At 66.2% G+C, this 24862-nt stretch carries 27 protein-coding genes, 1 tRNA gene and 1 riboswitch; of the genes, 14 read left to right on the forward strand and 14 right to left on the reverse strand.

Annotated features, from left to right (window positions below):
- Positions 1 to 43 precede the first annotated feature (43 nt).
- Complete coding sequence (locus tag ACZ5TO_RS08290; protein WP_464800170.1) at positions 44 to 532, forward strand: peptide deformylase; 489 nt, start codon at positions 44 to 46, stop codon at positions 530 to 532.
- A 41-nt stretch (positions 533 to 573) separates the two neighbouring features.
- On the opposite strand, the gene ACZ5TO_RS08295 is transcribed toward ACZ5TO_RS08290, so the two are convergent.
- Positions 574 to 658 (reverse strand) — tRNA-Leu (locus ACZ5TO_RS08295).
- A 196-nt stretch (positions 659 to 854) separates the two neighbouring features.
- Here ACZ5TO_RS08295 and lipB point away from each other — a divergent pair.
- Entirely contained in the window at positions 855 to 1589 is a 735-nt protein-coding gene (lipB, locus tag ACZ5TO_RS08300; protein ID WP_184141518.1) for a lipoyl(octanoyl) transferase LipB, read from the forward strand.
- 6 nt (positions 1590 to 1595) lie between these two features.
- Here the strand turns inward: lipB and ACZ5TO_RS08305 are convergent, their stop codons facing one another.
- Together ACZ5TO_RS08305 and ACZ5TO_RS08310 are read right to left on the reverse strand one after the other, a co-directional pair.
- The gene (locus tag ACZ5TO_RS08305) at positions 1596 to 3548 is read right to left on the reverse strand and encodes an acetyl-CoA carboxylase biotin carboxylase subunit (protein ID WP_464800171.1); all 1953 of its coding nucleotides are present in this window, start codon (positions 3546 to 3548) and stop codon (positions 1596 to 1598) included.
- 72 nt (positions 3549 to 3620) lie between these two features.
- On the reverse strand, positions 3621 to 4568 hold the full coding sequence (locus ACZ5TO_RS08310) for a DMT family transporter (RefSeq protein ID WP_464800172.1): 948 nt from the start codon (positions 4566 to 4568) through the stop codon (positions 3621 to 3623).
- A 155-nt stretch (positions 4569 to 4723) separates the two neighbouring features.
- Here ACZ5TO_RS08310 and ACZ5TO_RS08315 point away from each other — a divergent pair, with 155 nt between their 5' ends.
- The 8 genes from ACZ5TO_RS08315 to sugE all read left to right on the forward strand — a co-directional run bounded on the left by ACZ5TO_RS08315 (position 4724) and on the right by sugE (position 9832).
- Positions 4724 to 5128: a helix-turn-helix domain-containing protein gene (locus ACZ5TO_RS08315; RefSeq protein ID WP_184141514.1), complete on the forward strand. Its 405-nt coding sequence runs from the start codon at positions 4724 to 4726 to the stop codon at positions 5126 to 5128.
- A gap of 81 nt (positions 5129 to 5209) precedes the next feature.
- A complete protein-coding gene (locus ACZ5TO_RS08320; protein ID WP_464800173.1) occupies positions 5210 to 6337 on the forward strand; it encodes an S-(hydroxymethyl)glutathione dehydrogenase/class III alcohol dehydrogenase in 1128 nt (375 codons plus the stop codon).
- A 35-nt stretch (positions 6338 to 6372) separates the two neighbouring features.
- Positions 6373 to 6810 (forward strand): GNAT family N-acetyltransferase, encoded by a 438-nt coding sequence (locus ACZ5TO_RS08325; protein ID WP_464800356.1) that lies wholly within the window; start codon positions 6373 to 6375, stop codon positions 6808 to 6810.
- Between the two features lie 75 nt (positions 6811 to 6885).
- Entirely contained in the window at positions 6886 to 7350 is a 465-nt protein-coding gene (locus ACZ5TO_RS08330; RefSeq protein WP_464800174.1) for a hypothetical protein, read from the forward strand.
- Positions 7351 to 7378: 28 nt separating this feature from the next.
- On the forward strand, positions 7379 to 7858 hold the full coding sequence (locus ACZ5TO_RS08335; RefSeq protein WP_464800175.1) for a YaiI/YqxD family protein: 480 nt from the start codon (positions 7379 to 7381) through the stop codon (positions 7856 to 7858).
- On the forward strand, positions 7855 to 8511 hold the full coding sequence (locus ACZ5TO_RS08340) for a DUF1345 domain-containing protein (protein ID WP_184141506.1): 657 nt from the start codon (positions 7855 to 7857) through the stop codon (positions 8509 to 8511). Before ACZ5TO_RS08335 ends, ACZ5TO_RS08340 begins: the two co-directional genes overlap by 4 nt.
- 16 nt (positions 8512 to 8527) lie before the next feature.
- Complete coding sequence (gene fghA, locus ACZ5TO_RS08345; RefSeq protein ID WP_184141504.1) at positions 8528 to 9361, forward strand: S-formylglutathione hydrolase; 834 nt, start codon at positions 8528 to 8530, stop codon at positions 9359 to 9361.
- 156 nt (positions 9362 to 9517) lie between these two features.
- On the forward strand, positions 9518 to 9832 hold the full coding sequence (sugE, locus tag ACZ5TO_RS08350; RefSeq protein ID WP_184141502.1) for a quaternary ammonium compound efflux SMR transporter SugE: 315 nt from the start codon (positions 9518 to 9520) through the stop codon (positions 9830 to 9832).
- Here the strand turns inward: sugE and ACZ5TO_RS08355 are convergent.
- The 6 genes from ACZ5TO_RS08355 to ACZ5TO_RS08380 all read right to left on the reverse strand — a co-directional run bounded on the left by ACZ5TO_RS08355 (position 9829) and on the right by ACZ5TO_RS08380 (position 14569).
- On the reverse strand, positions 9829 to 10218 hold the full coding sequence (locus tag ACZ5TO_RS08355; protein ID WP_464800176.1) for a DoxX family protein: 390 nt from the start codon (positions 10216 to 10218) through the stop codon (positions 9829 to 9831). The two genes, sugE and ACZ5TO_RS08355, sit on opposite strands and share 4 nt — an antisense overlap.
- Positions 10219 to 10238: 20 nt before the next feature.
- Positions 10239 to 11771 (reverse strand): acyl-CoA carboxylase subunit beta, encoded by a 1533-nt coding sequence (locus ACZ5TO_RS08360; protein ID WP_184141498.1) that lies wholly within the window; start codon positions 11769 to 11771, stop codon positions 10239 to 10241.
- Between the two features lie 82 nt (positions 11772 to 11853).
- Positions 11854 to 12642, reverse strand: coding sequence for an ATP12 family chaperone protein (locus ACZ5TO_RS08365; RefSeq protein WP_464800177.1), 789 nt, complete (start codon positions 12640 to 12642; stop codon positions 11854 to 11856).
- Entirely contained in the window at positions 12635 to 13300 is a 666-nt protein-coding gene (locus tag ACZ5TO_RS08370) for an HAD-IA family hydrolase (protein WP_464800178.1), read from the reverse strand. Before ACZ5TO_RS08370 ends, ACZ5TO_RS08365 begins: the two co-directional genes overlap by 8 nt.
- The gene (locus ACZ5TO_RS08375) at positions 13300 to 14286 is read right to left on the reverse strand and encodes an RluA family pseudouridine synthase (RefSeq protein ID WP_464800179.1); all 987 of its coding nucleotides are present in this window, start codon (positions 14284 to 14286) and stop codon (positions 13300 to 13302) included. Before ACZ5TO_RS08375 ends, ACZ5TO_RS08370 begins: the two co-directional genes overlap by 1 nt.
- Before the next feature lie 46 nt (positions 14287 to 14332).
- The gene (locus ACZ5TO_RS08380) at positions 14333 to 14569 is read right to left on the reverse strand and encodes an Lrp/AsnC ligand binding domain-containing protein (RefSeq protein ID WP_024271053.1); all 237 of its coding nucleotides are present in this window, start codon (positions 14567 to 14569) and stop codon (positions 14333 to 14335) included.
- Positions 14570 to 14779: 210 nt separating this feature from the next.
- Here ACZ5TO_RS08380 and ACZ5TO_RS08385 point away from each other — a divergent pair, with 210 nt between their 5' ends.
- From ACZ5TO_RS08385 to gcvP, 4 genes are all read left to right on the forward strand, one after another.
- Positions 14780 to 15067 (forward strand): hypothetical protein, encoded by a 288-nt coding sequence (locus ACZ5TO_RS08385; protein ID WP_184141490.1) that lies wholly within the window; start codon positions 14780 to 14782, stop codon positions 15065 to 15067.
- A 141-nt stretch (positions 15068 to 15208) separates the two neighbouring features.
- A riboswitch (glycine riboswitch) is annotated at positions 15209 to 15296 on the forward strand.
- Between the two features lie 155 nt (positions 15297 to 15451).
- A complete protein-coding gene (gene gcvT / locus ACZ5TO_RS08390) occupies positions 15452 to 16591 on the forward strand; it encodes a glycine cleavage system aminomethyltransferase GcvT (protein WP_464800180.1) in 1140 nt (379 codons plus the stop codon).
- 174 nt (positions 16592 to 16765) lie between these two features.
- Positions 16766 to 17128, forward strand: coding sequence for a glycine cleavage system protein GcvH (gene gcvH, locus ACZ5TO_RS08395; RefSeq protein WP_464800181.1), 363 nt, complete (start codon positions 16766 to 16768; stop codon positions 17126 to 17128).
- Positions 17128 to 19989: an aminomethyl-transferring glycine dehydrogenase gene (gene gcvP, locus ACZ5TO_RS08400; RefSeq protein WP_464800182.1), complete on the forward strand. Its 2862-nt coding sequence runs from the start codon at positions 17128 to 17130 to the stop codon at positions 19987 to 19989. The genes gcvH and gcvP overlap by 1 nt, the downstream gene beginning before the upstream one ends.
- A gap of 202 nt (positions 19990 to 20191) precedes the next feature.
- Here the strand turns inward: gcvP and ACZ5TO_RS08405 are convergent, their stop codons facing one another.
- The 5 genes from ACZ5TO_RS08405 to ACZ5TO_RS08425 form a co-directional block, all read right to left on the reverse strand.
- Positions 20192 to 20572: a response regulator gene (locus ACZ5TO_RS08405; RefSeq protein WP_184141483.1), complete on the reverse strand. Its 381-nt coding sequence runs from the start codon at positions 20570 to 20572 to the stop codon at positions 20192 to 20194.
- 2 nt (positions 20573 to 20574) lie between these two features.
- Positions 20575 to 22455: a sensor histidine kinase gene (locus ACZ5TO_RS08410; RefSeq protein WP_464800183.1), complete on the reverse strand. Its 1881-nt coding sequence runs from the start codon at positions 22453 to 22455 to the stop codon at positions 20575 to 20577.
- Positions 22456 to 22560: 105 nt separating this feature from the next.
- The gene (gene sufA / locus ACZ5TO_RS08415; protein ID WP_464800184.1) at positions 22561 to 22950 is read right to left on the reverse strand and encodes a Fe-S cluster assembly scaffold SufA; all 390 of its coding nucleotides are present in this window, start codon (positions 22948 to 22950) and stop codon (positions 22561 to 22563) included.
- A gap of 270 nt (positions 22951 to 23220) precedes the next feature.
- The gene (locus tag ACZ5TO_RS08420; RefSeq protein WP_184141477.1) at positions 23221 to 23601 is read right to left on the reverse strand and encodes an SUF system Fe-S cluster assembly protein; all 381 of its coding nucleotides are present in this window, start codon (positions 23599 to 23601) and stop codon (positions 23221 to 23223) included.
- Between the two features lie 12 nt (positions 23602 to 23613).
- A complete protein-coding gene (locus tag ACZ5TO_RS08425) occupies positions 23614 to 24852 on the reverse strand; it encodes a cysteine desulfurase (RefSeq protein WP_464800185.1) in 1239 nt (412 codons plus the stop codon).
- Between the last annotated feature and the right edge of the window lie 10 nt (positions 24853 to 24862).

Consider the following 24862-nt stretch of genomic DNA (forward strand, 5'->3'; position numbering starts at 1 on the left):
AAACAGGATAGGAAGAGGCAGGACCAACCGGCCGGAGCCCTTCATGGCGATCCTTCCCCTTCTGCGCTATCCCGATCCCCGCCTTCGCATGCCCTGCAAGCCGGTGGAGGTTTTCGATGCGCGCCTTGCGGCACTGACGGACGATCTTGCCGAGACGATGCGCGCCGCGCCCGGCATCGGTATCACCGCCGCCCATGCCGGCATCCTCGAACGGCTGACGGTGATCGAGCTCGACGGCCCCGCCTCGCAGCGCGTCTATGTGAATCCCGAAATCGAATGGTTCTCGCCGGAACTGCAGCGCCACACGGAAGGCAGCGTCTCCATGCCCGGCGTGACGGAGGAGGTCGAGCGCCCTGCCCGCATCCGCCTTGCCTATCGGGACCTTTCCGGCCAGGCCCGCACGGAGGAAGCGGACGGCCTCCTCGCCGTCTGCCTCCAGCACGAGATCGACCAGCTCGACGGCATCTTCTGGATCGACCGCCTGTCGCGGCTGAAGCGCGAGCGCGTCGTCAAGAAATTCAGGAAGCTTTGAGGGAGCCCAGAAAGCAAAAAACCCGGCCGAAGCCGGGTTCTTGGTGCGGTCGAGAAGACTCGAACTTCCACGGGTTGCCCCACAGCGACCTCAACGCTGCGCGTCTACCAATTCCGCCACGACCGCATCGTGGTAGGCGTCGTCTTGCGGCGACGGGGGTGCATGTAGCAAAAGCATTTGGGGTGCACAAGGCCGTCCGATAAGAAAAATGACGGGAAGGCGAACAATTTCAACAGGCCCTTCACAGATGGCCTGAAACCCCTGAAATCCTTGCACGATCGCGCCTATATCTGGCAGAACGGAACAAAAGGACGGCCCACCGATGCAGCGTCAGGACATTTCCGCATCCCTTCTTGCCATTCCCGGCTCTCCGCCGGTGCGCTGGCGCGTCGCGCCCGGCCTCGTCGGCTATGACGAGGCCGTGGAAACGATGGAAAAGGAGGCTGCGGCCATCGCAAACGGCGAGGCGGACGAGCTCGTCTGGCTGGTCGAGCATCCGCCGCTCTATACGGCCGGCACGAGCGCGAACGCCGCCGACCTCGTTGCACCGGATCGCTTCCCGGTGTTTTCCACAGGCCGCGGCGGCGAATACACCTATCACGGCCCCGGCCAGCGCGTCGTCTATGTCATGCTCGACCTGAAGCGCCGCCGGCAGGACGTGCGCGCCTTCGTGGCAGCGCTCGAAGCGGTGGTGATCGACGCGCTGGATTCGATGAACGTGCGCGGCGAGCGGCGGGAGGACCGCGTCGGCGTCTGGGTGCGCCGGCCCGAGCGCCCGCCGCTGCCGGACGGCTCGCCCGCCGAGGACAAGATCGCCGCCATCGGCATCCGCCTGCGCCGCTGGGTGAGCTTCCACGGCTTCTCGCTCAACGTGGATCCGGACCTCGAACATTTCTCCGGCATCGTGCCCTGCGGCATCCGCGGCTACGGCGTGACCAGCCTCGTCGACCTCGGCCTGCCCGTCATGATGAGCGACGTTGACGTGCGTATCCGCGATTCGTTCGAGCGGGTGTTCGGCCCGACCGTCCCGGAGGCGGACTGTCGGCCCGCCGCCTGAGGCGCCTCAGGCGAATTCCATGATCACGGCATCCACCGCGAGGCTTTCGCCGGCTTTCGCGCGGATTGCCCCGACCGTGAGGTCCCGCTCGGCGCGCAGCACGTTCTCCATCTTCATCGCCTCGACGACGGCCAGCGTCTCACCGGCCTTGATCTCCTGCCCTTCGGCGACGGCGATGGAGACGACGAGGCCGGGCATCGGGCAGAGCAGCATCTTCGAGGTGTCCGGCGGCAGTTTCACCGGCATCAAGGCGTCGAGCTCGGCAAGGCGCGGGGTGAAGACGCGGCTGCGCACGGAAAGCCCCTGCCAGTCGATGCGCATGCCGTTCGCAAGCGGGCGGATCTGCGCCGTCACACTACGCCCGCCGACCGTGCCGCGCCAGACCGGCTCGCCCGGACGCCAGTCGCTTTTAACGCTCTCGTCCGCCGTCACCGCGTGATAGGCATCGTCGAGCTTCACCACCCAGTCAGTGCGCTGGGCACCGGCCGGCCGCAGCCGGTCGAGATGGCCGGCGCGGCGCTCCGCATCGACGAGATGGGCGGCAAGCGCGACACGCGAAAGGATACCCGCCTCCTCGCCCGTCGGCGCCATCGGCGCGAAACCGTCCGGATATTCCTCGGCGATGAAGCCGGTCGAAAGCCGCCCCTCCCGCCAGCGCGGATGGCGCATCAGCGCGGCGAGGAACGGCACGTTGTGCTCGATCCCGTCGACGACGAAGCCGTCGAGCGCATCGCTCATCGCGTCGATGGCCTCAAGGCGCGTCGGCGCGAAGGTGCAGAGCTTTGCGACCATCGGGTCGTAGTACATCGAGATTTCCGCGCCCTCGTAGACGCCGGTATCGTTGCGCACGACCGCTTCGCCGTTCCGCCCCTCCGCCGGAGGACGGTAGCGGGTGAGCCGGCCGATGGAGGGCAGGAAGTTGCGATAGGGATCCTCGGCATAGAGCCGGCTTTCCACCGCCCAGCCGTTCAGCTTGATGTCCGCCTGCGTTAGCGCCAGCTTCTCGCCGGCCGCCACGCGAATCATCTGCTCGACGAGATCGATGCCGGTGACAAGTTCGGTCACCGGATGCTCGACCTGCAGGCGCGTGTTCATTTCGAGGAAATAGAAATTGCGGTCGCGGTCGACGATGAACTCCACCGTACCGGCGCTCTGGTAGTCCACGGCCTTCGCCAGCGCCACGGACTGCTCGCCCATCGCCCGCCGGGTCGCCTCGTCGAGGAAGGGCGACGGCGCCTCCTCCACGACCTTCTGGTTTCGCCGCTGGATGGAGCATTCGCGCTCGCCGAGATAGAGCGCGGTGCCATGCGCGTCGGCCAGCACCTGAATCTCGATATGGCGCGGATCGACGATGTATTTCTCGATGAAGACACGGTCGTCGCCGAAGGAGCTTTTCGCCTCCGAGCGGGCGCGCTCGAAGCCGTCGCGCACTTGCCCCTCGCTCCAGGCGATGCGCATGCCCTTGCCGCCGCCGCCGGCCGAAGCCTTGATCATCACCGGATAGCCGATCTCGCCGGCGATGCGCTCGGCATGGGCGGCATCCTCGATGACGCCGAGGAAGCCCGGCACGGTCGAGACCCTGGCGGCATTGGCGAATTTCTTCGATTCGATCTTGTCGCCCATGGCGCGGATCGCCTTCGGCTTCGGGCCGATGAAGACGATGCCCTCCGCCTCCAGCGCCTCGCAGAACGACGCCCGCTCGGAAAGGAAGCCGTAGCCGGGGTGAACCGCCTCGGCGCCCGTTTCCCTGCAGGCGGCGATGATCTTTTCCGCAACCAGATAGCTTTCGGCGGCGGCGGCCGGGCCGATATGCACCGCGTCGTCGGCCATCTCCACATGCAGCGCATCGCGGTCGGCATCGGAATAGACCGCGACGGTGGCAATCCCCATCCTGCGTGCCGTCTTGATCACGCGGCAGGCGATCTCGCCGCGATTGGCAATCAGGATCTTCTTGAACATGCTTTCCTCCCGGCAGTCTCAGGCGCAAAGTCTTAGCCAGAAGGCCGCGCCCGTTCAACGGCGCCGATAGTCTTACTCGAAGGCGGCGATGTCGGGCTTCGCCTTCCGGCTCTTGTGCTCGCGCCAGATGATGAAGAGGCCGGAGCCGACGATGATGGCGATGCCGAGCCATTTCGACGGCGTCGGGAAATCGCCGAAGATGGCGTAGCCGAGCACGGTCGCCGAGATGATCTCGAAATACTGGAAGGGCGCGAGCAGCGAGAGCGGCGCCATGCGGAACGCCCGCACCACGAGCATGTGCGCATAGCCGGAGAGAGCGCCGAGGACGAGGAGCAGCACCAGCGCCAGCACAGAGCCGGGAAGCGACGGCGTAAAATCGGCGATGCCGGCCGAATCGCCGATGAACAGCGCCGCCCCCATGAAGAGCGTGCCGCCGAAACCGGCGATGGTCTGCATGGTCAGCGGCGAATCGGCATTGCCGATGGCGCGGTTCATGAAGAGGTAGATCGAATAGAGGAAGGCGCAGGCGACCGGCAGCAGCGCCGTCCAGCCGAACAGCACGAAGCTCGGCTGGATGACGATGAGCGCGCCGCCGAAGCCGACGACGATGGCGAGCCACCGCCGCCAGCCGACCTTGTCGCCAAGGAAGGCCGCGGACATGGCGGTGAGGATGAAGGGCTCGACGAAATAGATCGCGAAGACGTCGGCGAGCGGCATGTATTTCACGGCGGCGAAGAACATGAGGCTCGCCGCACCGTGGAACACGCCGCGCAGGAGGTTCAGCCAGGGTCGCTTCGGCCGCAGCATGGCGCTGCCGCCGGGCGTGAAGATCAGCGGCACGGTGCACACCACCTGGAAGAAGAAGCGGTAGAACGTCACCTGCCCCGGCGACATGCCGGCGAAGTTCGCCATGTACTTGGCGATGGCGTCCATGCAGGGCAAAAGCAGCATGGCGATCGCCATCAGCAGCACGCCCTGCATGATGCCGCCGTCCTGCGGCTCGGTGGTGCTGGCGGTCATCGGTCACTCCTTCGCTCGCTCCTCCAATAGCTCTTTTCCGCCGGCTGGCAATGCCGGAAATCCTGCCGCCCGCGCGCGGCGCGAAGCGACGCATTTGAGGTAGCCCGCGCCGCCGCCTTGCCTGTAAGCTCGCGCGACGAAGAACGGAGGCCGCCATGACCTTCCCCGGAGAGAGCAACACCATCCCCTTCCCCTCGGGCCGCGCCGATGGCGACACGCTGGGCGGGCGCATCTGGCGCGCGCGCGACGCGCTGAACCTGTCGCTGGAGGACCTTGCCGCCCGCATCGGCCTGCCGGAAGACACGGTGGGCGGCTGGGAGCGCGACCATGCGGAACCGGACACCAAGGCGCTCTTCATGCTGGCCGGCGTGCTTTCGGTTTCCCCCTCCTGGCTGATCGCCGGCATCGGCGAGGCGCCCGCCGACCCGCCCGGCGACGAGCATCTGCATCCCCTTCTGCGCCAGTTGCGCGAGGTCCGCCATCTGCACGATGAGACGGGCCGGGCGATCGCCGCGCTCGAAGCCGAGATCGCCCGGCTGATCGCCCGGGACAGAGGCTGAATTTTCCACCAACCGCCCTTGAGGCACCGTGCCGGCTCTGCAATGGTCGGCCGACAAGAGAATCCGTGAAGGGAGACAAAGATGGACGTTCGCGCCGCCGTTGCCGTGCAGGCCGGAAAGCCGCTGGAGATCATGACCGTACAGCTCGAAGGCCCGCGCGCCGGCGAAGTGCTGGTCGAGGTGAAGGCGACGGGCATCTGCCATACCGACGAATTCACCCTGTCGGGCGCAGACCCGGAAGGCATCTTCCCCGCCATCCTCGGCCATGAGGGCGCGGGCGTCGTCGTCGACGTCGGCCCGGGCGTCACCTCCCTGAAGAAGGGCGACCACGTCATCCCGCTCTATACGCCGGAATGCCGCTCCTGCCCGTCTTGCCTGTCGCGCAAGACGAATCTGTGCACCGCCATCCGCGCCACGCAGGGCCAGGGCCTGATGCCCGACGGCACCTCGCGCTTTTCCATCGGCAAGGACAAGATCTTCCACTACATGGGCTGCTCGACCTTCGCCAACTACACGGTGCTGCCGGAGATCGCGCTCGCCAAGGTCAACCCGGACGCCCCCTTCGACAAGATCTGCTACATCGGCTGCGGGGTGACGACCGGCATCGGCGCCGTCATCAACACGGCGAAGGTGGAGATCGGCGCCACGGCCATCGTCTTCGGCCTCGGCGGCATCGGCCTCAACGTCATCCAGGGCCTTCGCCTTGCCGGTGCCGACATGATCATCGGCGTCGACCTCAACAACGACAAGAAGGAATGGGGGACACGCTTCGGCATGACCCATTTCGTCAACCCGAAGGAAGTCGACGGCGACATCGTGCCCTATCTCGTCAACATGACGAAGCGCGGCGCCGACCAGATCGGCGGGGCCGACTACACCTTCGACTGCACCGGCAACACGAAGGTCATGCGCCAGGCGCTCGAAGCGTCCCACCGCGGCTGGGGCAAGTCGGTCGTCATCGGCGTTGCCGGCGCGGGGCAGGAAATCTCCACCCGCCCGTTCCAGCTCGTCACCGGCCGCACCTGGATGGGCACGGCCTTCGGCGGCGCGCGCGGGCGCACGGACGTACCGAAGATCGTCGACTGGTACATGGAGGGCAAGATCGAGATCGATCCGATGATCACCCACACCATGCCGCTCGAGGACATCAACAAGGGCTTCGACCTGATGCACGAAGGCAAGTCCATCCGCAGCGTAGTGATCTATTGACCGCGGCACCCGCCTACAGCGTCGACGTGCGGAGGATGGACGCGTTCTCCGCCGCCGAGCTCTACGCGCTCCTCAAGCTTCGCGTGGACGTCTTCGTCGTCGAGCAGGCCTGCGCCTATCCCGAGCTGGACGGCTGGGATGAAGAGGCGCTGCACCTTCGCCTGCTGGTCGGCGGCGATACGGCCGGTTATGCGCGGCTCTTCCGCCCGAACGGCGAGCCGCCGCGCATCGGCCGGGTCGTCGTCGCGCCCGGTTACCGGGGAAAAGGCCTCGGCGAGGTACTGATGCGCGAGGCGATCGGCGCCTGCGAGGCGCATTTCCCCGGCGCGCCCATCGCGCTTTCCGCGCAGAGCCATCTCGAAGGCTTCTACCGCGCCCTCGGCTTTGCGCCGACGTCGGAGGAATATGTCGAGGACGGCATTCCCCATATCGACATGCTGCGCCCTGCCGAAAGGCATCCGCAAACCGCCTGATCCGGTGTAAAAGGACGGGAGAGACGGAGCGGTCATTCAAGGGGGACAGCCATGACCATCGCGAGAAAGCCGGGAATGCAGGGCAGACGCATCGCCGCCGCCACCCTTTTCGCGGCCGCCGTCCTGTTGCCGTGGCCGGCGCTCGCGGGACCGGAGGGCACCTATGCCATGACCGGCACCAATCCCGGCGACCACAGCCCCTACAAGGGCATGGTCGAGGTGCGCAGGACCGGCGAGACCTATGCCGTCACCTGGCGCTTCGGGAAGGACGAGACGCACGGCATCGGCACGCTGGCGGCCGGCTCGGACCGCATCTTCGCCGTCAGCTACGACGCCGGCAAGAGCCACGGCATCGCGCTTTACGAGCTCCAGGGCGACGGGTCGTGGTCGGGAGTCTGGTCCAGCATGAAGGGAAAGGCGCTTGGCACGGAACTCTGGCGCCCGAACGACGGCAGAAAGTCCGCGACGACCGCCGGAAGCACCGCCAACGTGCCCGCCAGCGCCGCGACGCCCGACGGCAAGGGCGCCGCGCGGCGGTGACGGCGGAAAAGGAAAACGAGCGGAGCGGATGACCGAAAGCCTTCCAACCATCTATGTCGATGCCGACGCCTGCCCGGTGAAGCCGGAAATCCTGAAGGTCGCCGAGCGGCACGGCCTGCCGGTGACGTTCGTCGCCAATTCCGGCCTGCGGCCGTCGCGCGATCCGATGGTGCGCAACGTCATCGTTTCCGGCGCCTTCGACGCGGCGGACGACTGGATCGCGGAGAACGTGCGCGAGGGCGACATCGTGGTGACCGCCGACGTGCCGCTTGCCGGGCGCACGGTCGCCGCCGGCGCCCATGTCACCGGCCCGACCGGACGGCTCTTCGACAAGGCGAACATCGGCATGGCGAGCGCCATGCGCGATCTCGGCGCGCACCTGCGCGAGACCGGCGAAAGCAAGGGCTACAACGCCGCCTTCTCGCCGCGCGACCGCTCCGCCTTCCTCGAAACGCTCGATCGCCTTTGCCGCCGCGCGAAGGCGACGCCCGGCAGGTCGGCGCCATGAAGGCCGATCCCGGACCCAGGACCTTCGGCCGGCACCTGCCCTTCTATGTCGGCCTCGCCGCCTCCGCGGTCGCGCTTGCCGTCGCCCTCTGGCTGAAGCCGCTGTTCGCCGTCGACATCGCGGCCAACACCTTCTTCCTGTGCTATCTCGGGCTGACGGCGGTACGCCTGCCGCACCTGACGGCCGCCTATCTCGAACATTACGCGACGGATACCGACGAGCCGGCCGCCATCATCTTCACTGTCACCTTCGCGGCCGTCGCCATTTCCATGGGCTCGCTCTTCGTGGTGCTGAACCGGCCGAACGCGACGGGCCTGGAATTCACGCTCGCCTTCTCCTCGGTCGCCCTCGGCTGGCTGACGATCCACACGATGGCCGCCATCCACTACGCCCATATCTACTGGCGGCCCGGCAGCACGGAGGCGAGCACCGATGCCGGCCGCGGCCTCGACTTTCCCGGCAAGGCCCCGCCGGACGCCTACGATTTCCTCTATTTCGCCTTCGTGATCGGCATGACGGCGCAGACTTCGGACGTCGCGATCACCGCCACCGACATGCGCAAGATCAATCTCGTACACGCGGTCGTCTCCTTCTTCTTCAACACGGTGCTTGTGGCGGCCGCGGTCAATGCCGCCGTGGCGCTCGCATCCTGAACAACCGGAGTTTTCCATGAAAGTGCTTTCCCAGAACACGGCCTTCGGCGGCATGCAGGGCGTCTTCGCCCATGACTCCGAAGCCTGCAAATGCGAGATGACCTTCGCCGTCTTCGTGCCGCCGCAGGCGATCCGCGAGCCGCGCCCGGTGCTCTGGTATCTCTCCGGCCTCACCTGCACCCACGCCAATGTGATGGAAAAGGGCGAATACCGCCGCATGGCCGCCGAACTCGGCCTCATCGTCGTCTGCCCGGATACCAGCCCGCGCGGCAACGACGTGCCCGACGAATTGACCAACTGGCAGATGGGCAAGGGCGCCGGCTTCTACCTCGACGCCACCGAGGAGCCCTGGGCGGAAAACTACCAGATGTACAGCTATGTCACGGAGGAGCTGCCGAATTTCGTCAGCCAGCACTTCCGCATGGACATGGACCGGCAGGGCATCTTCGGCCATTCGATGGGCGGCCATGGCGCGATGACCATCGCGCTGAAGAACCCGGACCGCTTCAGGAGCTGCTCGGCCTTCGCCCCCATCGTCGAGCCCTCGACCGCCGACTGGTCCGTGCCCGCCTTCGAGAAATACCTCGGCACGGACAGGGCGAAATGGCGTGAATACGATGCCTGCGCGCTCGTCGCCGACGGCGCCCGCTTCCCGGAATTTTTGATCGACCAGGGCAAGGCGGACGGCTTCCTCGAAAACGGCCTTCGCCCCTGGCTCTTCGAGGAGGCGGTGAAGGGCACCGGCATCGACGTGACGCTGCGCATGCACGAGCGCTACGACCATTCCTACTACTTCATCTCGACCTTCATGGACGATCACCTGAAATGGCACGCCGAGCGCCTTGGGTGAGAACGGATATGGCGGGGGCGCATGGCTGGCATGCCGCCCCTGCCCTTGCGACCACAGCGCGGATGAACGATAGTCCGCCCCGGTAGACGGCTACCGCCGGAACGATCCGGTCACGATCGCGGGGACGGCCTCGCTCCTTGAAACGGAGTAGGCAGAATGCCCTGGATCCTTCTCACCCTCGCCGGCCTCTTTGAAATCGGCTGGGCCATCGGCCTCAAATACACCGACGGCTTCACCAAGCCCCTTCCGACGGCGCTCACCGCCGGTTCCATGCTGGTCAGCATCGTGCTTCTCGGCCTTGCCGTGAAGACGCTGCCCATGGGCACGGCCTATGCGGTCTGGACCGGCATCGGCACGGTCGGCACCGTCATCCTCGGCATAGTCCTCTTCGCCGAGCCGGCGACGGCGATGCGCCTCGGCTGCATCGCGCTCATCGTCACCGGCATCCTCGGCCTGAAGTTCGTCGCCTAACTGCGGCGGCCGTTGTCGAGCGCGAAGGCGCCTGGCCCCGCTGCCGTGAGGTACAGGAAGACGAAGCAGAAGAGGACCGCGGCATCGCCGCGGTTGTTGATCGGAAAGAAGCTCTGCGGCGCATGCGCCATGAAATAGGCGACCGCCATGAAGCCGCAGAGCACGAAGGCGACCGGCCGCGTGAAGAGACCGATGAGGATCAGCACGCCGCCGACGACCTCCAGCACGCCCGCCACGCCAAGGATGTTCATCAGGTCGCCGAAGGGCAGCTCGGCCGGCGGGAAATCGATGAATTTCTGCGTGCCGTGCTCGATGAAGAGCAGCGCCGCCACGATGCGGAGCGCGGCGAGCGCCTGCGGACGGTAGGCGGAAAGGCGATCGAACATCGGGAAATCCTCCTTGCGGTTCAAAGCGGAATGTTGTCGTGCTTCTTCCAGGGGTTTTCGAGATCCTTGTTGCGCAGGAGCCTGAGCGCCCGCGCGATGCGCTTGCGCGTGGAATGCGGCATGATCACCTCGTCGATATAGCCGCGCTCGGCCGCCACGAACGGCGAGAGGAAGCGATCCTCGTACATCTTGGTATGCGCGGCGATCTTTTCCGGATCGGCGATGTCCTTGCGGAAGATGATCTCGACCGCCCCCTTGGCGCCCATCACCGCGATCTGCGCCGTCGGCCAGGCATAATTGATGTCGCCGCGCAGGTGTTTCGACGCCATCACGTCATAGGCCCCGCCATAGGCTTTGCGCGTGATCAGCGTCACCTTCGGCACGGTCGCCTCGGCAAAGGCGAAGAGCAGCTTTGCGCCGTGCTTGATGAGGCCGCCATATTCCTGCGCCGTTCCCGGCAGGAAGCCCGGCACGTCGACGAAGGTGACGACGGGAATGCCGAAGCAGTCGCAGAAGCGCACGAAGCGCGCCGCCTTGCGGCTGGCATCCGAATCGAGCACGCCCGCCAGCACCATCGGCTGGTTGGCGACGAAGCCGACCGTCGCCCCCTCGATGCGGCCGAAGCCGCAGACGATGTTCTTCGCAAAGCTCTCCTGGATCTCGAAGAAATCGCCTTCGTCGACGGTCTTTGCGATCAGTTCCTTGATGTCGTAGGGCTTGTTGGCGTTCGCCGGCACGAGCGTGTCGAGCGAGGCGTCCGTCTCCTCCACCGACTGGAAGCACTCGATCTCCGGCACGGGCGAGGTGTTGGACTGCGGCAGGAAGTCGATGAGGCGGCGCACCTGCAGCAGCGCGTCGACATCGTTGTCATAGGCCCCGTCGGCGATGGAGGATTTCGTCGTGTGGACGGAAGCGCCGCCGAGTTCTTCCGCGGTGACCGTCTCGTTGGTGACGGTCTTCACGACGTCCGGGCCCGTCACGAACATGTAGGACGTGTCGCGCACCATGAAGATGAAATCGGTCATGGCCGGCGAATAGACGTCGCCGCCCGCGCACGGCCCCATGATGACGGATATCTGCGGGATGACGCCGGAGGCGAGCACGTTGCGCTGGAAGACCTCGGCATAGCCGCCGAGCGCGGCGACGCCCTCCTGGATACGCGCGCCGCCCGCGTCGTAAAGGCCGACGATCGGCGCGCGGTTCTTCAGCGCCATGTCCTGGACCTTCATGATCTTCTGTGCATGGGTCTCGGAAAGCGAGCCGCCGAAGACGGTGAAATCCTTGGCGAAGACGAAGACGGTGCGCCCGTTCACCGTGCCCCAGCCGGTGACGACGCCGTCGCCGGCGATCTTCGTCTTCTCCATGCCGAAATCCGTCGAGCGGTGCTCGACGAACATGTCGAATTCCTCGAAGGAGCCCTCGTCCAGGAACACCTCGATGCGTTCGCGCGCGGTCAGCTTGCCGCGCTTGTGCTGTGCATCGATACGGGCGGCGCCGCCGCCCATGCGGGCGCGCTCGCGCCGGGCTTCCAGTTCGTGGAGAATTTCCTTCATGGTCCCTCGGTTCCTCCCGTTTCGACAATGACTTAACATGCGAAACGGGGGGCTTGAAGAGGACCGTTCTAGATAGATCGTCTCAGGCGCGCGGGACCTCGGCGAGCACCGCGGCGGCGACGTCCATTTCCGCGCGGCGCAGTTCCCGGCGGCGGAAGGCCTCCTCGTCCGTGCCCCACTGCTCGATCTGCCAGTCCTCGTCGACATGGGCGAGCGTCCAGGCGGTCTCGGCATCGATCACGCCCTCGGCAAGCGCCAGCGCCAGCAGCGCCGAGCCGGTCAGCGTCGTGACCGTGTGGAGGCACGCGAGCGCCAGCGGATCGCGCCAGCCGGAAAGCGCGGAGGCGAAAGCCTCGATGGCCCGCGCCGGCTGTTCCTGGTGCATGACGCCCTCGACGAGGATGAAGCGCGCGCCCTTGGCCTCGGCCGCCCAGCGCAGGATCGGGTCCCAGCCCTCGCGCTGGCGCTCGACGAGGCCAGCCGGCGAATCTGCGCGGTAGCAGAGCATGTCCGTGCCGGCGAAGCGCACGATCTCGTCGAAGACGGCGTCGAAATTGCCGGCGACGCCGTCGATGGCGGTGTTGACGAGGCGCGTCACCGGCATCGTCGCCGGGTCGATCTCCTCGCCCTGCCCGTTCCATTCGGCCTTCAGCCGGTCGGCGATGGCCTGCGAGGGCACGGCCAGCAGCTTCTTGACCGGCGTGCGCACCGGGCGCCCGTCGATGAGGATGCGGTAGCCCTCGTCCGTCCGGTCGGTCGAGACCTCCTTGTAGAAGCGCTTCGGCAGCGGCCGCTTCATCTGGATCTGCGCGCGGCGCACCGGATCGGGATCGCTCATCGCATCGGAAAGGTCGCTCAGAATGTCACGCATCGGAAATCTCCAGCCATTCGAGAAGGTCGGCGGGCGTGCGAAGGATGTGGTCCGCGCCGGCCTCGACGAGTTCGGGCACAGAGGCATAGCCCCAGGAAACGCCGATCGCCGAAGCGCCGGCCGCCTTCGCCATCTGCATATCGTAAATCGCATCGCCGATGACAACCGTGCGGGCCGCATCGACGCCCGCCTCGCTGCAGCATTCCATGACCATGGCCGGATGCGGTTTGGAGGGGCAATCGTCCGCCGTGCGCGAGACGAAGAATGTTTTGTCGAAGCCGTGCGCAGCGCGGATGAGATCGAGGCCGCGGCGGGATTTGCCGGTGACGGCGCCGAGGATCAGGCCGTCCTCGCGCTCCAGCCGCGCCATCATGGCGTCGATGCCGGGAAAGAGCGGCTCCTGGAAGCCGGGTTCGGCGCGCACGCCGGAGAAGGTCGCCTTGTAGTGCGCCGTCATCGCCAGCGCCTCCTCGTCGACATGCGGCTTGCCCTGCATGCGGGCGATGGCGATGTCGAGCGTCAGGCCGATGATCGCCTTGGTCTCGGAAACGTCCGGTCGCGTATAGCCGAAATCGACGAAGGTGCGCGCCATGACCTCGTGGATCAGCTTCGCGCTGTCGACCAGCGTGCCGTCGCAATCGAAGAGGACGAGGCGCATCAGTCTTCCTCGTCCGCCGCGTTCTGGTCGAAGCCGAAGAGGTTCCACGTCTGCACCATGTGCGGCGGCAGCGGTGCGGTCACGCGCAGGCGCCCGCCGGAGGGGTGCGGGATGTCGATATGGCGGGCATGGAGATGCAGGCGGTTCTGCACGCCGCCCGGAAACGCCCAGTTGGTATCCGCGTCGAAATATTTCGGATCGCCGAGGATCGGGTGGCCGATATGGGCGGCGTGGACGCGAAGCTGGTGCGTGCGCCCCGTATAGGGCTCCATCTCCAGCCAGGCGAAGTTCTGCCCGGCCTGCTCGACGACGCGGTAGAAGGAGACGGCATGGTCCGCCCCGTCCTCGCCGTGCTTGGCGATGCGCATGCGGTCGCCGTCCGGCGTCTGCTCCTTGACGAGCCAGGTGGAGATCTTGTCCTCGCGCTTCTTCGGCACGCCCTTGACCAGCGACCAGTAGGTCTTCTTGGTGTCGCGCTCGCGGAAGGCGGCGGTGAGCTTCTGCGCCGCGCCGCGCGTGCGGGCGATGACGAGGACGCCCGAGGTGTCGCGGTCGAGCCGGTGCACGAGGCGCGGCTTCTCGCCCTTCTGGCTCGTCCAGGCCTCCAGCATCTTGTCGATGTGCCGGGTGACGCCCGAGCCGCCCTGCACGGCGATGCCGGCCGGCTTGTTGAGCACGAAGACCTTGTCGTCCTCGTGCAGCAGCATGCGGGAGAGGAGCTCGCCGTCCGGGGAATGCTTCAGGTCGCGGCCGGCGATGGGGCCGGATTTCTTCGCATCCACCTCCATCGGGGGAATGCGGATCGTCTGGCCGGGCTGCACGCGGGTATCGCTCTTGGCGCGCCCGCCGTCGATGCGCACCTGCCCGGAGCGCAGCAATTTCTGGAGCTGGCCGAAGCCGAGGCCCGGGTAATGGACCTTGAACCAGCGGTCGAGGCGCATGCCCGCCTCGTCGCCTTCCACCTGCTTGTGTTCGATGCCTGCCATCTTCGCCTTCTTTCGTTGCGCCGCTCTTAGCGCAAGAACGAAGGAATTAGAAGGCGCGGAAGGTCAGCGTCGTCAGCGAGCGCACGATGCCCGGAATGGAGGCGACATGGTCGTTGATGAACTTGCCGATATCCTCCTCGCTGTCGACATAGATCTTCAGGAGGAGATCGTAGTCGCCGCTGGTGGAGTAGAGCTCCGAAATCAGTTCCGTAGCGTAAAGCGCATCGGCCACCTCGTAGGTCTTGCCCGGAGCGCATTGCAATTGCACGAAAATCGGCTTCATCGGTCCTCCCGCGCCATCGGCGGCATCATGATCGGCCGCGACTCCGGCGGCTTTCTTCGCCTCTTATGGCGGAATTGAGGGGGCAAAGGCAAGGCCGGCCGCGCCACCGGAGAACCGTTAAAATTCGATGAAAATGCAACCCTTGCGTTTCATTTCCAGGTAAGCCGCAACTGTTAAATTCGATAAACCAAACAAACCCGTTGAAGCGCCATGACCCAGATCGTGACAGTCTCGCCGACCACAGCCGCCTACGCCTCCCAGGGCATGCGGTCGAACACGCGCACCGGCACGCTGTTCGAGGAGCGCATCCATGCCTGGAGCGAGGATGCCAGGACCCGGGGCGACGCGCATGTCGTTGCCGTGCTCAACGTCATCCATCCGCCGGCCCTCGCGCTCGCGCTGATCACGGCGCCGAACGAGACGCCGCAGGTAACGGTCGCCGAGGCGCAGCGCCTCTATGAGGAGAACGGCGGAACCGCCGTAACCGAACCCGCCTGATCCTCCCGAAGAACAGCCGTCCTCCAACTTTGCAAGCCCCCTTTCCGGGGGCTTTCTTTTGTCCCTTTTCTCAAACGACAAAAATTTGTTCGAGAGCGACGCCGCCTCTTGCCAAAATATGGGCGAGGCCGTTATCTGGAGCCGACCTCGCTGGGAGAAACCGGGCAAATCCGGTGCCGAAGGAGCAACCGCCCCGGAAACTCTCAGGCAAAAGGACCAGCAAGGTGCCGTCGGAACTCTGGAGAGAAGCGCGAAAGCGCTCGCCGAAGGGATAACAATCTCAGGCGAAGGGACAGAGGGGGCTCAGGCAAAACGGCGCGTTCGCGCCGAAAGTGTGAGCCGGCGCCCGAGGAGAAAGGGCGCCAAGGACTTGGAGGGCGCCTTTTGGACGTATCGTCTGATCTCAAGAAAACCCCGCTTCATGCGCTGAACCTGTCGCTCGGCGCCCGCATGGTGCCGTTCGCCGGCTATGAAATGCCGGTGCAATATGCGGCCGGCGTGATGAAGGAACACCTGCACACCCGTGCGGCCGCCGGCCTCTTCGACGTGTCGCACATGGGCCAGGTGACCGTGCGCGCCCGCTCCGGCGACAATGCGGACGCGGCCCGCGCGCTGGAAACGCTGGTGCCGGTGGACATCGTCGGCCTTCCCGAAGGCCGCCAGCGCTATGCCCTCTTCACCAATGACGAGGGCGGCATCCTCGACGACCTGATGATCGCCAACCGCGGCGACCATTTCTACGTGGTCGTCAACGCCGCCTGCAAGGAGGCCGATTTCGCCCATATGCAGGCGAAGATCGGCGAGGCCTGCGAGCTGACGCTGCACGACGACCGCGCCCTCGTCGCCCTGCAAGGCCCGCGCGCCGAGGCGGTGCTGGCCGAACTGTGGGCCGATATCTCCTCCATGCGCTTCATGGACGTGCGCGCCTGCGACCTGCACGATGCCGGATGCATCGTCTCGCGCTCCGGCTATACGGGCGAGGACGGCTTCGAGATCTCCATTCCGGCAGCGCTTGCCGAAACGGTCTGTCGCCGCCTGCTCGACCATCCGGACGTGCTGCCGATCGGCCTCGGCGCCCGCGATTCGCTGCGCCTCGAGGCCGGCCTCTGCCTCTACGGCAACGACATCGACACCGGCACGACGCCGGTGGAAGCCGGCCTCGAATGGGCGATCCAGAAGGCCCGCCGCAGGGGCGGTGCGCGTGAGGGCGGCTTCCCCGGCGCATCCGTCATCCTCGACCAGCTCGAAAACGGCACGGAGCGCCGCCGCGTCGGCTTCAGGGCCGAGGGCCGCGCGCCCGTGCGCGCCGGCGCGGTGCTCGCCACCGATGCGGAAGGCGAGGACGTCGTCGGCACGGTGACCTCCGGCGGCTTCGGCCCCAATGTCGACGGCCCCGTCGCCATGGGCTACGTCGCGACCGCCTCGGCCGAGCCCGGCACGCCGCTCTATGCCGGCGTGCGCGGAAAATTCCTGCCCGTCACCGTAGCGGCCATGCCCTTCGTCAAGAATACCTTCAAGCGCTGACCCCATGACCGTCCCGGCCGAGCCATCGCCCCTCACCCCAGCCCTCTCCCCGCAAGCGGGGCGAGGGAGCGGAAGCGGCGCGGCAAGCCTCCTTCGCCCCGCCTGCGGGGAGAAGGTGCCGGCAGGCGGATGAGGGGCAACCCCGAACCATTCCATTCCGAGAGAGGAACAACCATGCTGAAATTCACCGAAGAACACGAGTGGCTGAAGATCGAGGGCGATGTCGCGACCGTCGGCATCACGACCCACGCGGCCGAACAGCTCGGCGACCTCGTCTTCGTCGAGCTGCCGGACGTCGGCGCCACCTTCGAGAAGGGCGGCGATGCGGCCACCGTCGAGAGCGTCAAGGCGGCCTCCGACGTCTATTGCCCGCTCGACGGCGAGATCGTCGAGGTCAACGAGGCGATCACCGCCGATCCCTCCCTCGTCAATTCCGACCCGCAGGGCGCCGGCTGGTTCTTCAAGCTGAAGCTCGCCAACAAGGCCGACGCAGACGGCCTGCTGGACGAAGCCGCCTACAAGGAGCTTGTCGGCTGATGAACCTGCCCAAGGACTTCGCCTTTACCGATTACCAGCCCTACGATTTCGCCAACCGCCGCCATATCGGCCCCTCGCCGAAGGAAATGGAGGCGATGCTGAAGGTGATCGGCTATGACAGCCTCGACGCGCTGATCGACGACACCGTACCGAAATCGATCCGCCAGCAAAGGCCGCTCGAATGGGGCGCGCCGATGACCGAGCGCGAGGCACTCGACAAGCTGCGCGAGACCGCCAACCGCAACAAGAAGCTCGTCTCGCTGATCGGCCAGGGCTACTACGGCACGATCACGCCGCCGGTCATCCAGCGCAACATCCTGGAGAGCCCCGCCTGGTACACGGCCTATACGCCCTACCAGCCGGAGATCAGCCAGGGGCGCCTGGAAGCGCTCATCAACTATCAGACCATGGTGTGCGACCTCACCGGCCTCGACGTCGCCAATGCCTCGCTGCTCGACGAGGCGACCGCCGCCGCCGAAGCGATGGCGATGGCGCAGCGCGTCGCGAAATCCAAGGCGACCGCCTTCTTCGTCGACGAGAACTGCCACCCGCAGACCATCGCGCTCCTGAAGACCCGCTCCGAGCCGCTCGGCTGGAGCATCGTCGTCGGCGATCCCTTCACCGATCTCGACCCCGTCGACGTCTTCGGCGCGATCTTCCAGTATCCCGGCACCTACGGCCATGTGCGCGATTTCTCGGGCCTCATCGCCCGCCTGCACCAGACCGGCGCCATCGCCGTCATGGCGGCCGATCCGCTGGCGCTGGCGCTCCTCAAGTCGCCCGGCGAGATGGATGCCGACATCGCCATCGGCTGCACCCAGCGCTTCGGCGTTCCGGTCGGCTACGGCGGCCCGCATGCGGCCTATATGGCGGTCAAGGACGCCTACAAGCGCTCCATGCCCGGCCGCCTCGTGGGCGTGTCCATCGATGCGCGCGGCAACCGTGCCTATCGTCTCTCGCTCCAGACGCGCGAGCAGCATATCCGCCGCGAGAAGGCGACGTCGAACATCTGCACCGCGCAGGTGCTGCTCGCCGTCATGGCCTCGATGTATGCGGTCTTCCACGGGCCTCAGGGCCTGAAGGCCATTGCCCAGAGCGTGCACCAGAAGACAGTGCTCCTTGCCAAGGGCCTCGAAAAGCTCGGCTATACCGTCGAGCCGGAGGTCTTCTTCGACACGATCACCGTGCATGTCGGCAAGCTGCAGGGCATCATCCTGAAAGCGGCCGTGGCGGAAGAGGTGAACCTGCGCAAGATCGGCGACGACCGCATCGGCATCAGCCTCGACGAGCGCTCGCGCCCCGTCACGCTGGAGGCCGTCTGGCGCGCCTTCGGCGGCAATTTCGAGGTCGCCGAGTTCGAGCCGGACTACCGCCTGCCGGAAGACCTGCTGCGCACCAGCGAATACCTGACTCACCCGATCTTCCACATGAACCGCGCGGAAAGCGAGATGGTGCGCTACATCCGCCGCCTCTCGGACCGGGACCTTGCGCTCGACCGGGCGATGATCCCGCTCGGCTCCTGCACGATGAAGCTGAACGCGACCGCGGAAATGCTGCCGATCACCTGGCCGGAATTTTCCGAGATCCACCCCTTCGTGCCGGCCGACCAGGCCGAGGGCTACCGGCATCTCATCGAGGACCTGTCGCACAAGCTCTGCGACATCACCGGCTACGACGCCATTTCCATGCAGCCGAATTCCGGCGCGCAGGGGGAATATGCCGGCCTCCTGACGATCCGCGCCTATCACCTCGCCAACGGCGACACGCATCGCGACGTCTGCCTCATCCCGACCTCCGCGCATGGCACCAACCCCGCCTCCGCGCAGATGGCCGGCATGAAGGTCGTCGTCGTGAAGGTCTCGGAGAACGGCGACATCGACATGGACGATTTCCGCGCGAAGGCAGAGCAACACGCGGAAAACCTCTCCTGCTGCATGATCACCTATCCCTCCACGCACGGCGTCTTCGAGGAGAACGTGCGCGAGGTCTGCGAGATCGTGCATCGCCACGGTGGCCAGGTCTACATGGACGGCGCGAACATGAACGCCATGGTCGGCCTTGCCCGCCCGGGCGACATCGGCTCGGATGTCTCGCACCTCAACCTGCACAAGACCTTCTGCATCCCCCACGGCGGCGGCGGCCCCGGCATGGGGCCGATCGGCGTGAAGGCGCATCTTGCGCCCTACCTGCCGACGAGCCCGACGACCGGGGAGGCCGGCGCGGTCTCGGCCGCGCCGTTCGGCTCGGCCTCCATCCTGCCGATCTCCTGGAGCTACTGCCTGATGATGGGCGGCGAAGGCCTGACGCAGGCGACGAAGGTGGCGATCCTCAACGCCAACTACATCGCCGCCCGCCTCAAGGGCGCCTATGACGTGCTCTATGCCTCCTCCAAGGGCCGCGTGGCGCATGAATGCATCATCGACACGCGCCCGCTCGCGGCGAGCGCGGGCGTCACCGTCGACGACGTCGCCAAGCGCCTCATCGACAGCGGCTTCCACGCGCCGACCATGAGCTGGCCGGTCGCCGGCACGCTGATGATCGAGCCGACCGAATCGGAGACCAAGGCGGAGATCGACCGCTTCTGCGAGGCGATGCTGGCGATCCGCGAGGAGGCCCGCGCCATCGAGGAAGGCCGGATGGACCGGGAGAACAACCCGCTCAAGAACGCCCCGCATACGGTGGAAGACCTCGTCGGCGAATGGGATCGTCCCTATTCGCGCGAGCAGGCCTGCTACCCGCCGGGCGCCTTCCGCGTGGACAAGTACTGGTCGCCGGTCAACCGCGTCGACAACGTCTACGGCGACCGCAACCTCGTCTGCTCCTGCCCGCCGCTGGAGGACTACGCGGAAGCGGCCGAGTAAGCCGTTTCCGGGCGGGTCCAAGGCCCGCCGCCTATCCTTCGTCATGGTCGGGCTTGACCCGACCATCCATCCGCCGGCACGCCGCGAATGTGGATCCTCGGGTCAAGCCCGAGGATGACGGCGGAGAAGGAAGCGGGTGGGACATCGAACCACCCCGGCCGATACCATCGGCCGGGGTTTTCCGTTGCGGGCAGGGATGGGATCAGGGCGCGACGGCGACGTCCACCCAGAAGCGGGTGAAGCCTTCGGCGAAGGCGCGGTAGCCGCTCAGGGTCGAGGGCTTGACCGCATAGGCGTTCGCGCCGTTCTCGTAGGCGCGGTTTACATCGGCGACGTTCGATGAGGAGGACAGCATGATCACCGGCGTCACGGCGGTGCGCGTGCGCCCGCGCAGGCGCTTCAGGAGGTCGACGCCGCTCGTGCCGGGCATGTTGATGTCGAGGAGGATATAGTCGAAGGCTTCCGCATCGAGCCGGTCGCTGGCAGCCTCGGCATCGGCGACATGGGTGATCTCGACCTTGTTGCCGGCATCGCTGAAGGCCCGCATCACGAAGCGGACGTCCACCGGGTCGTCGTCGACCACGATCAGTCTTCTGACCGAACTTCCCACGATCGCTCCCCTTTCGGCTTCACGGGTTGCGGAAACGTCACGACGAAGCGTGCGCCCGGACCATAGGCCGTGTCAAGCGCGATCGCGCCGTTGTGGCTCTCGACGATCCGGCGCGCCAGCGCAAGGCCGAGGCCGGTGCCCTGGTAAACCGACTCGTCCCGGTGAAGCCTTTGGAAGACCTCGAAAATCCGCTCGATATATTGCGGGTCGATGCCGATCCCCTCGTCTTCCACGACAAGCTGGATATTCTCCCCGTCCTCCCGGCAGTAGATCCGGACCTTCGGCGCCTCGCCGGGGCGGCAATATTTCAGCGCGTTGCCGATGAGGTTCTGCGCAAGGCGCTTCAGGAGCTCCTGGTCGCCCATGATCTCGGGCAGCGGGGCGACCTCGACGGTGCCGCCGCATTCCTGCAACTGGCCCTCCAGCAGCGTCAGCGCCTCGCGCATCACGCCGGACAGCGCAACGGGCTTCGGCACGACGATGCGGTAGGCGATCTGCGAGAATTCGAGCAGGCTGTCGATGATGCGCCGCATGCGCGCGGCGCTCTTGCGCACATGGTCGGCATAGTGCGGCAGTTCGTCGAACGCGCCGCGGTGCACGTCCTCCGAGATCATCTCGGCGAACATGGAAAGATGCCTCAGCGGCGCCTTGAGGTCGTGCGAGACGGTGGCGGTGAACTGGTCGAGCGCCTCGTTCTTGCGGCGAAGCTCGTTCGTCTGGGCCTCCACCTGGCGCTGCTGGCGCTTGGCCTCGGTGACGTCGCGGCCGACGCTGACGACCTCGCTGACGCCCTTCCCGTCGAAGATCGCCACGGCCGTCCACAGCATCCACATCTCCTCGCCGTCCGGCCCGTCGATGCAGATCTCCTGCGTGCGCACCGGCGCTTCGCGCGTGTAGTTGGCGATGTCGGTCAGGGAGGCCGTCTGCTCCGGGGCGCAGGCGATGTCCGGCAGGTATTTCCCGATCAGCTCATCCGTCGTCGAGCCGACGAAATTGGCGTATTTGTCGTTCGCGAAGCGGATGGCGAGATGCCTGTCGAAGCGCAGGATCATGTCGGGCAGGATCTGCAGCAGCGAAAGATATTCGCGCCGCTTCTCCTCCAGCGCCGCCTCCGTGCGCTTCAACTCGGAAATGTCGACGCGCGTGGCGACGATATCGCCCGTCTCGGCGACACGGCTCTCGCCGCGAATCCACCGCCCCTTGCCGAACTCGAAGACCGTCCCGTCGCCGTCGGTGTTGCGGTGGCTTTCAAGGCGTGCGCGCACCAGCGCCTCGGCCTGCGGCGTTCCCTCGCCGATGCCCGGAAACCGGCCGGCGGAAATGCAGGCGCGGGTGATGGCCTCGAGCGTCGCCCCGACCCGCACGGCATCGCGCGCCTCTCCGCACCGATCCTTGTACGAGCGGTTGAACATGACGAGCCGGTCCTCCCGGTCGAAGATCGCAAAGCCCTCCGTCATGGTGTCGAGCGCGGCGGCGATGCGCTGGCCGAGCAGGATATCCTCGCCATGGCTGCCGCCGCTGAGAAGACTGCGCAGCAGCAGCGCATAGTGCGGGCCGCCGGGATGATCGCCCTCGACGGGGATGACATGGGCGGTCGCCTCGAAATGCGAGCCGTTGTCGTGGCGGAAGACGAAGGGATGGGCGTTCTCGCGGCCCGTTGCGGCGCGGCGGCTGAGGATGTCGGCGGCCTCCGCCCCGTCGAGCACCGGCAGGACGGTGACGGCATCGCCGCCGTCCTGCTTCCAGCCGAAGGTGCGCGCGGCGGCGGCATTGTGCGAGACGACATGCGCCTTGTCGTCCACGATGACGACGGGGAACGGCAGATCACGATAAAGGGATGCGGCAAAGCCGGTCATCGCTCGCGCCCCTCCCGGGCGATCACGCCGGCACCATGCCGGCAGCGGGAGACTAGCAAAAGCGGCGGCGAAAGGAAGAGCAAGTTGAGGGGCTTTCCGCCCCTCTCAGGTGCGCACCACCGGCTGGCCGGCGGCGGCAAGGGCCGCGAGGTCGGCCGGCTTCAGCTCGACCGATTCGCCGCAGCCGCAGGCAGACGTCTGGTTCGGGTTGTTGAAGGTGAAGCCGGAGCGCAGCGTCGTCACCTCGAAATCCATCTGCGTGCCGAGGAGATAGAGCACGGCTTCCGGCGCGACCCAGACGCGGGCGCCGTTGAGCTCGATCAGGTCGTCCTTGGCATTGGGCTCGGTGACGAGGTCGATGGAATATTCCATTCCCGCGCAACCGCCCTTCTTGATGCCGACACGGATGCCCCTGGCCTCGCCGCCCGCATTGTCGACGATCGCCTTGACGCGGTCCGCCGCGGCATTCGTGAGTGTCATGACTGCAAAGGCCATGGATCGTTTCTCCTTCGCCGGCCGGGTTCAAGGCCCGGCGGCCTGCGAATCCGAATCTAGTGTCGGCGGGCTGACGGATCAAGTAACGGCACTCGGAGTCCGCCCCTCATCCGGCTGCCGCCACCTTCTCCCCGCAGGCGGGGAGAAGGGATATGCCGCACCGTTTTCCCAGAAGCATCTTCATCTGGGAAACCGTCACCCCAGTCGCCCTTCGCCCCGCTTGCGGGGAGAAGGTGCCGGCAGGCGGATGAGGGGCAGCTCAGCCAGCCCTCAATACCAGCCGACGGCGACCTGCGCCTCTTCCGACATGCGGTCCGGGGTCCACGGCGGGTCGAAGGTCATGCTGACCTCGACGCCTGAGACGCCCTCGACAGCACCGACCGCGTTCTCCACCCAGCCCGGCATCTCGCCGGCGACGGGGCAGCCGGGGGCCGTCAGCGTCATGTCGATCTTGACCATGCGGTCATCCTCGATGTCGATCTTGTAGATCAGGCCGAGCTCGAAGATGTCCGCGGGGATTTCCGGGTCGTAGACCGTCTTCAGCGCGGAGATGATATCGTCGGAAAGGCGGGCCAGTTCGTCGGCCGGGATCGCCGAATGGACGATGCCGTCGCGGACATCGATCTTGTCTTCCGTTGCGTCGAGGGACATGGGTCCACCTCCTCAGGCAAAGAATTTTCGCGCGTGGTCGAGCGCATCGGCCAAGGCATCGACTTCGGCGCGCGTGTTGTACATGCCGAACGATGCCCGGCATGTGGAGGTAACGCCGAAGCGTTTCAAGAGCGGCTGGGCGCAATGGGTGCCGGCGCGTACCGCGACCCCCTGCCGGTCGATGACCATCGACACGTCATGGGCATGGATGCCTTCCAGCTCGAAGGAGAAGATCGAGCCCTTGCCCTCGGCCGTGCCGAAGATACGCAGCGAATTGATCGCCGAAAGCCGTTCATGGGCGTAGTCGCGCAGGTCCGCCTCATGGGCGGAGATCGCCGCGCGGCCGATCTTTTCCATATAGTCCAGCGCATAGCCGAGGCCGATCGCCTGGACGATCGGCGGCGTGCCGGCCTCGAAGCGGTGCGGCGGATCGTTGTAGGTGACGATGTCCTCCGTCACGTCGACGATCATCTCGCCGCCGCCCTGGAAAGGCTGCATCTCCTTGAGCCGGTCCATCTTGCCGTAGAGCACGCCAATGCCCGAGGGCCCGTAGAGCTTGTGGCCGGTCATCACATACCAGTCGCAATCGATGTCGCGCACGTCCACCGGCATGTGCACGGCCCCCTGCGAGCCATCGACCAGCACCGGGATGCCGCGCTCGCGGGCGATGCGGCAGATCTCCTTGACCGGCACGACGGTGCCGAGCGCATTCGACATATGCGTGATGGCGATGAGCTTCGTGCGCTCGGTGAGGCACTTCTCGAAGTCCTCGATATGGAACGCACCCGTCTCGTCCACCGGCACCCAGACGAGCTTGGCGCCCTTGCGCTCGCGGATGAAATGCCACGGCACGATGTTGGAATGGTGCTCCATGATCGACAGGACGATCTCGTCGCCCTCGCCGAGTTTGGCCATGCCGTAACCGTAGGCGACCGTGTTGATCGCCTCCGTCGAGGATTTCGTGAAGACGATCTCGTCGACCGAGGCGCCGTTCAGAAAACGGCGCACCTTCTCGCGCGCCGCCTCGTAAGCGTCGGTGGCGGCATTGGAGAGGAAATGAAGGCCGCGGTGCACGTTGGCATATTCGTTGGAATAGGCGTTCGCGACCGCGTCGATCACCACCTGCGGCTTCTGCGCCGAGGCGCCGTTGTCGAGATAGACCAGCGGCTTGCCATAGACCGTTTTCGACAGGATCGGGAAATCCCTGCGGATCGCCTCGACGTCATAGGCCTTTGCGGGTGCGTGTTCCATCTCGTGCTTC

The sequence above is a fragment of the Shinella sp. Sh6 genome (assembly GCF_055392685.1).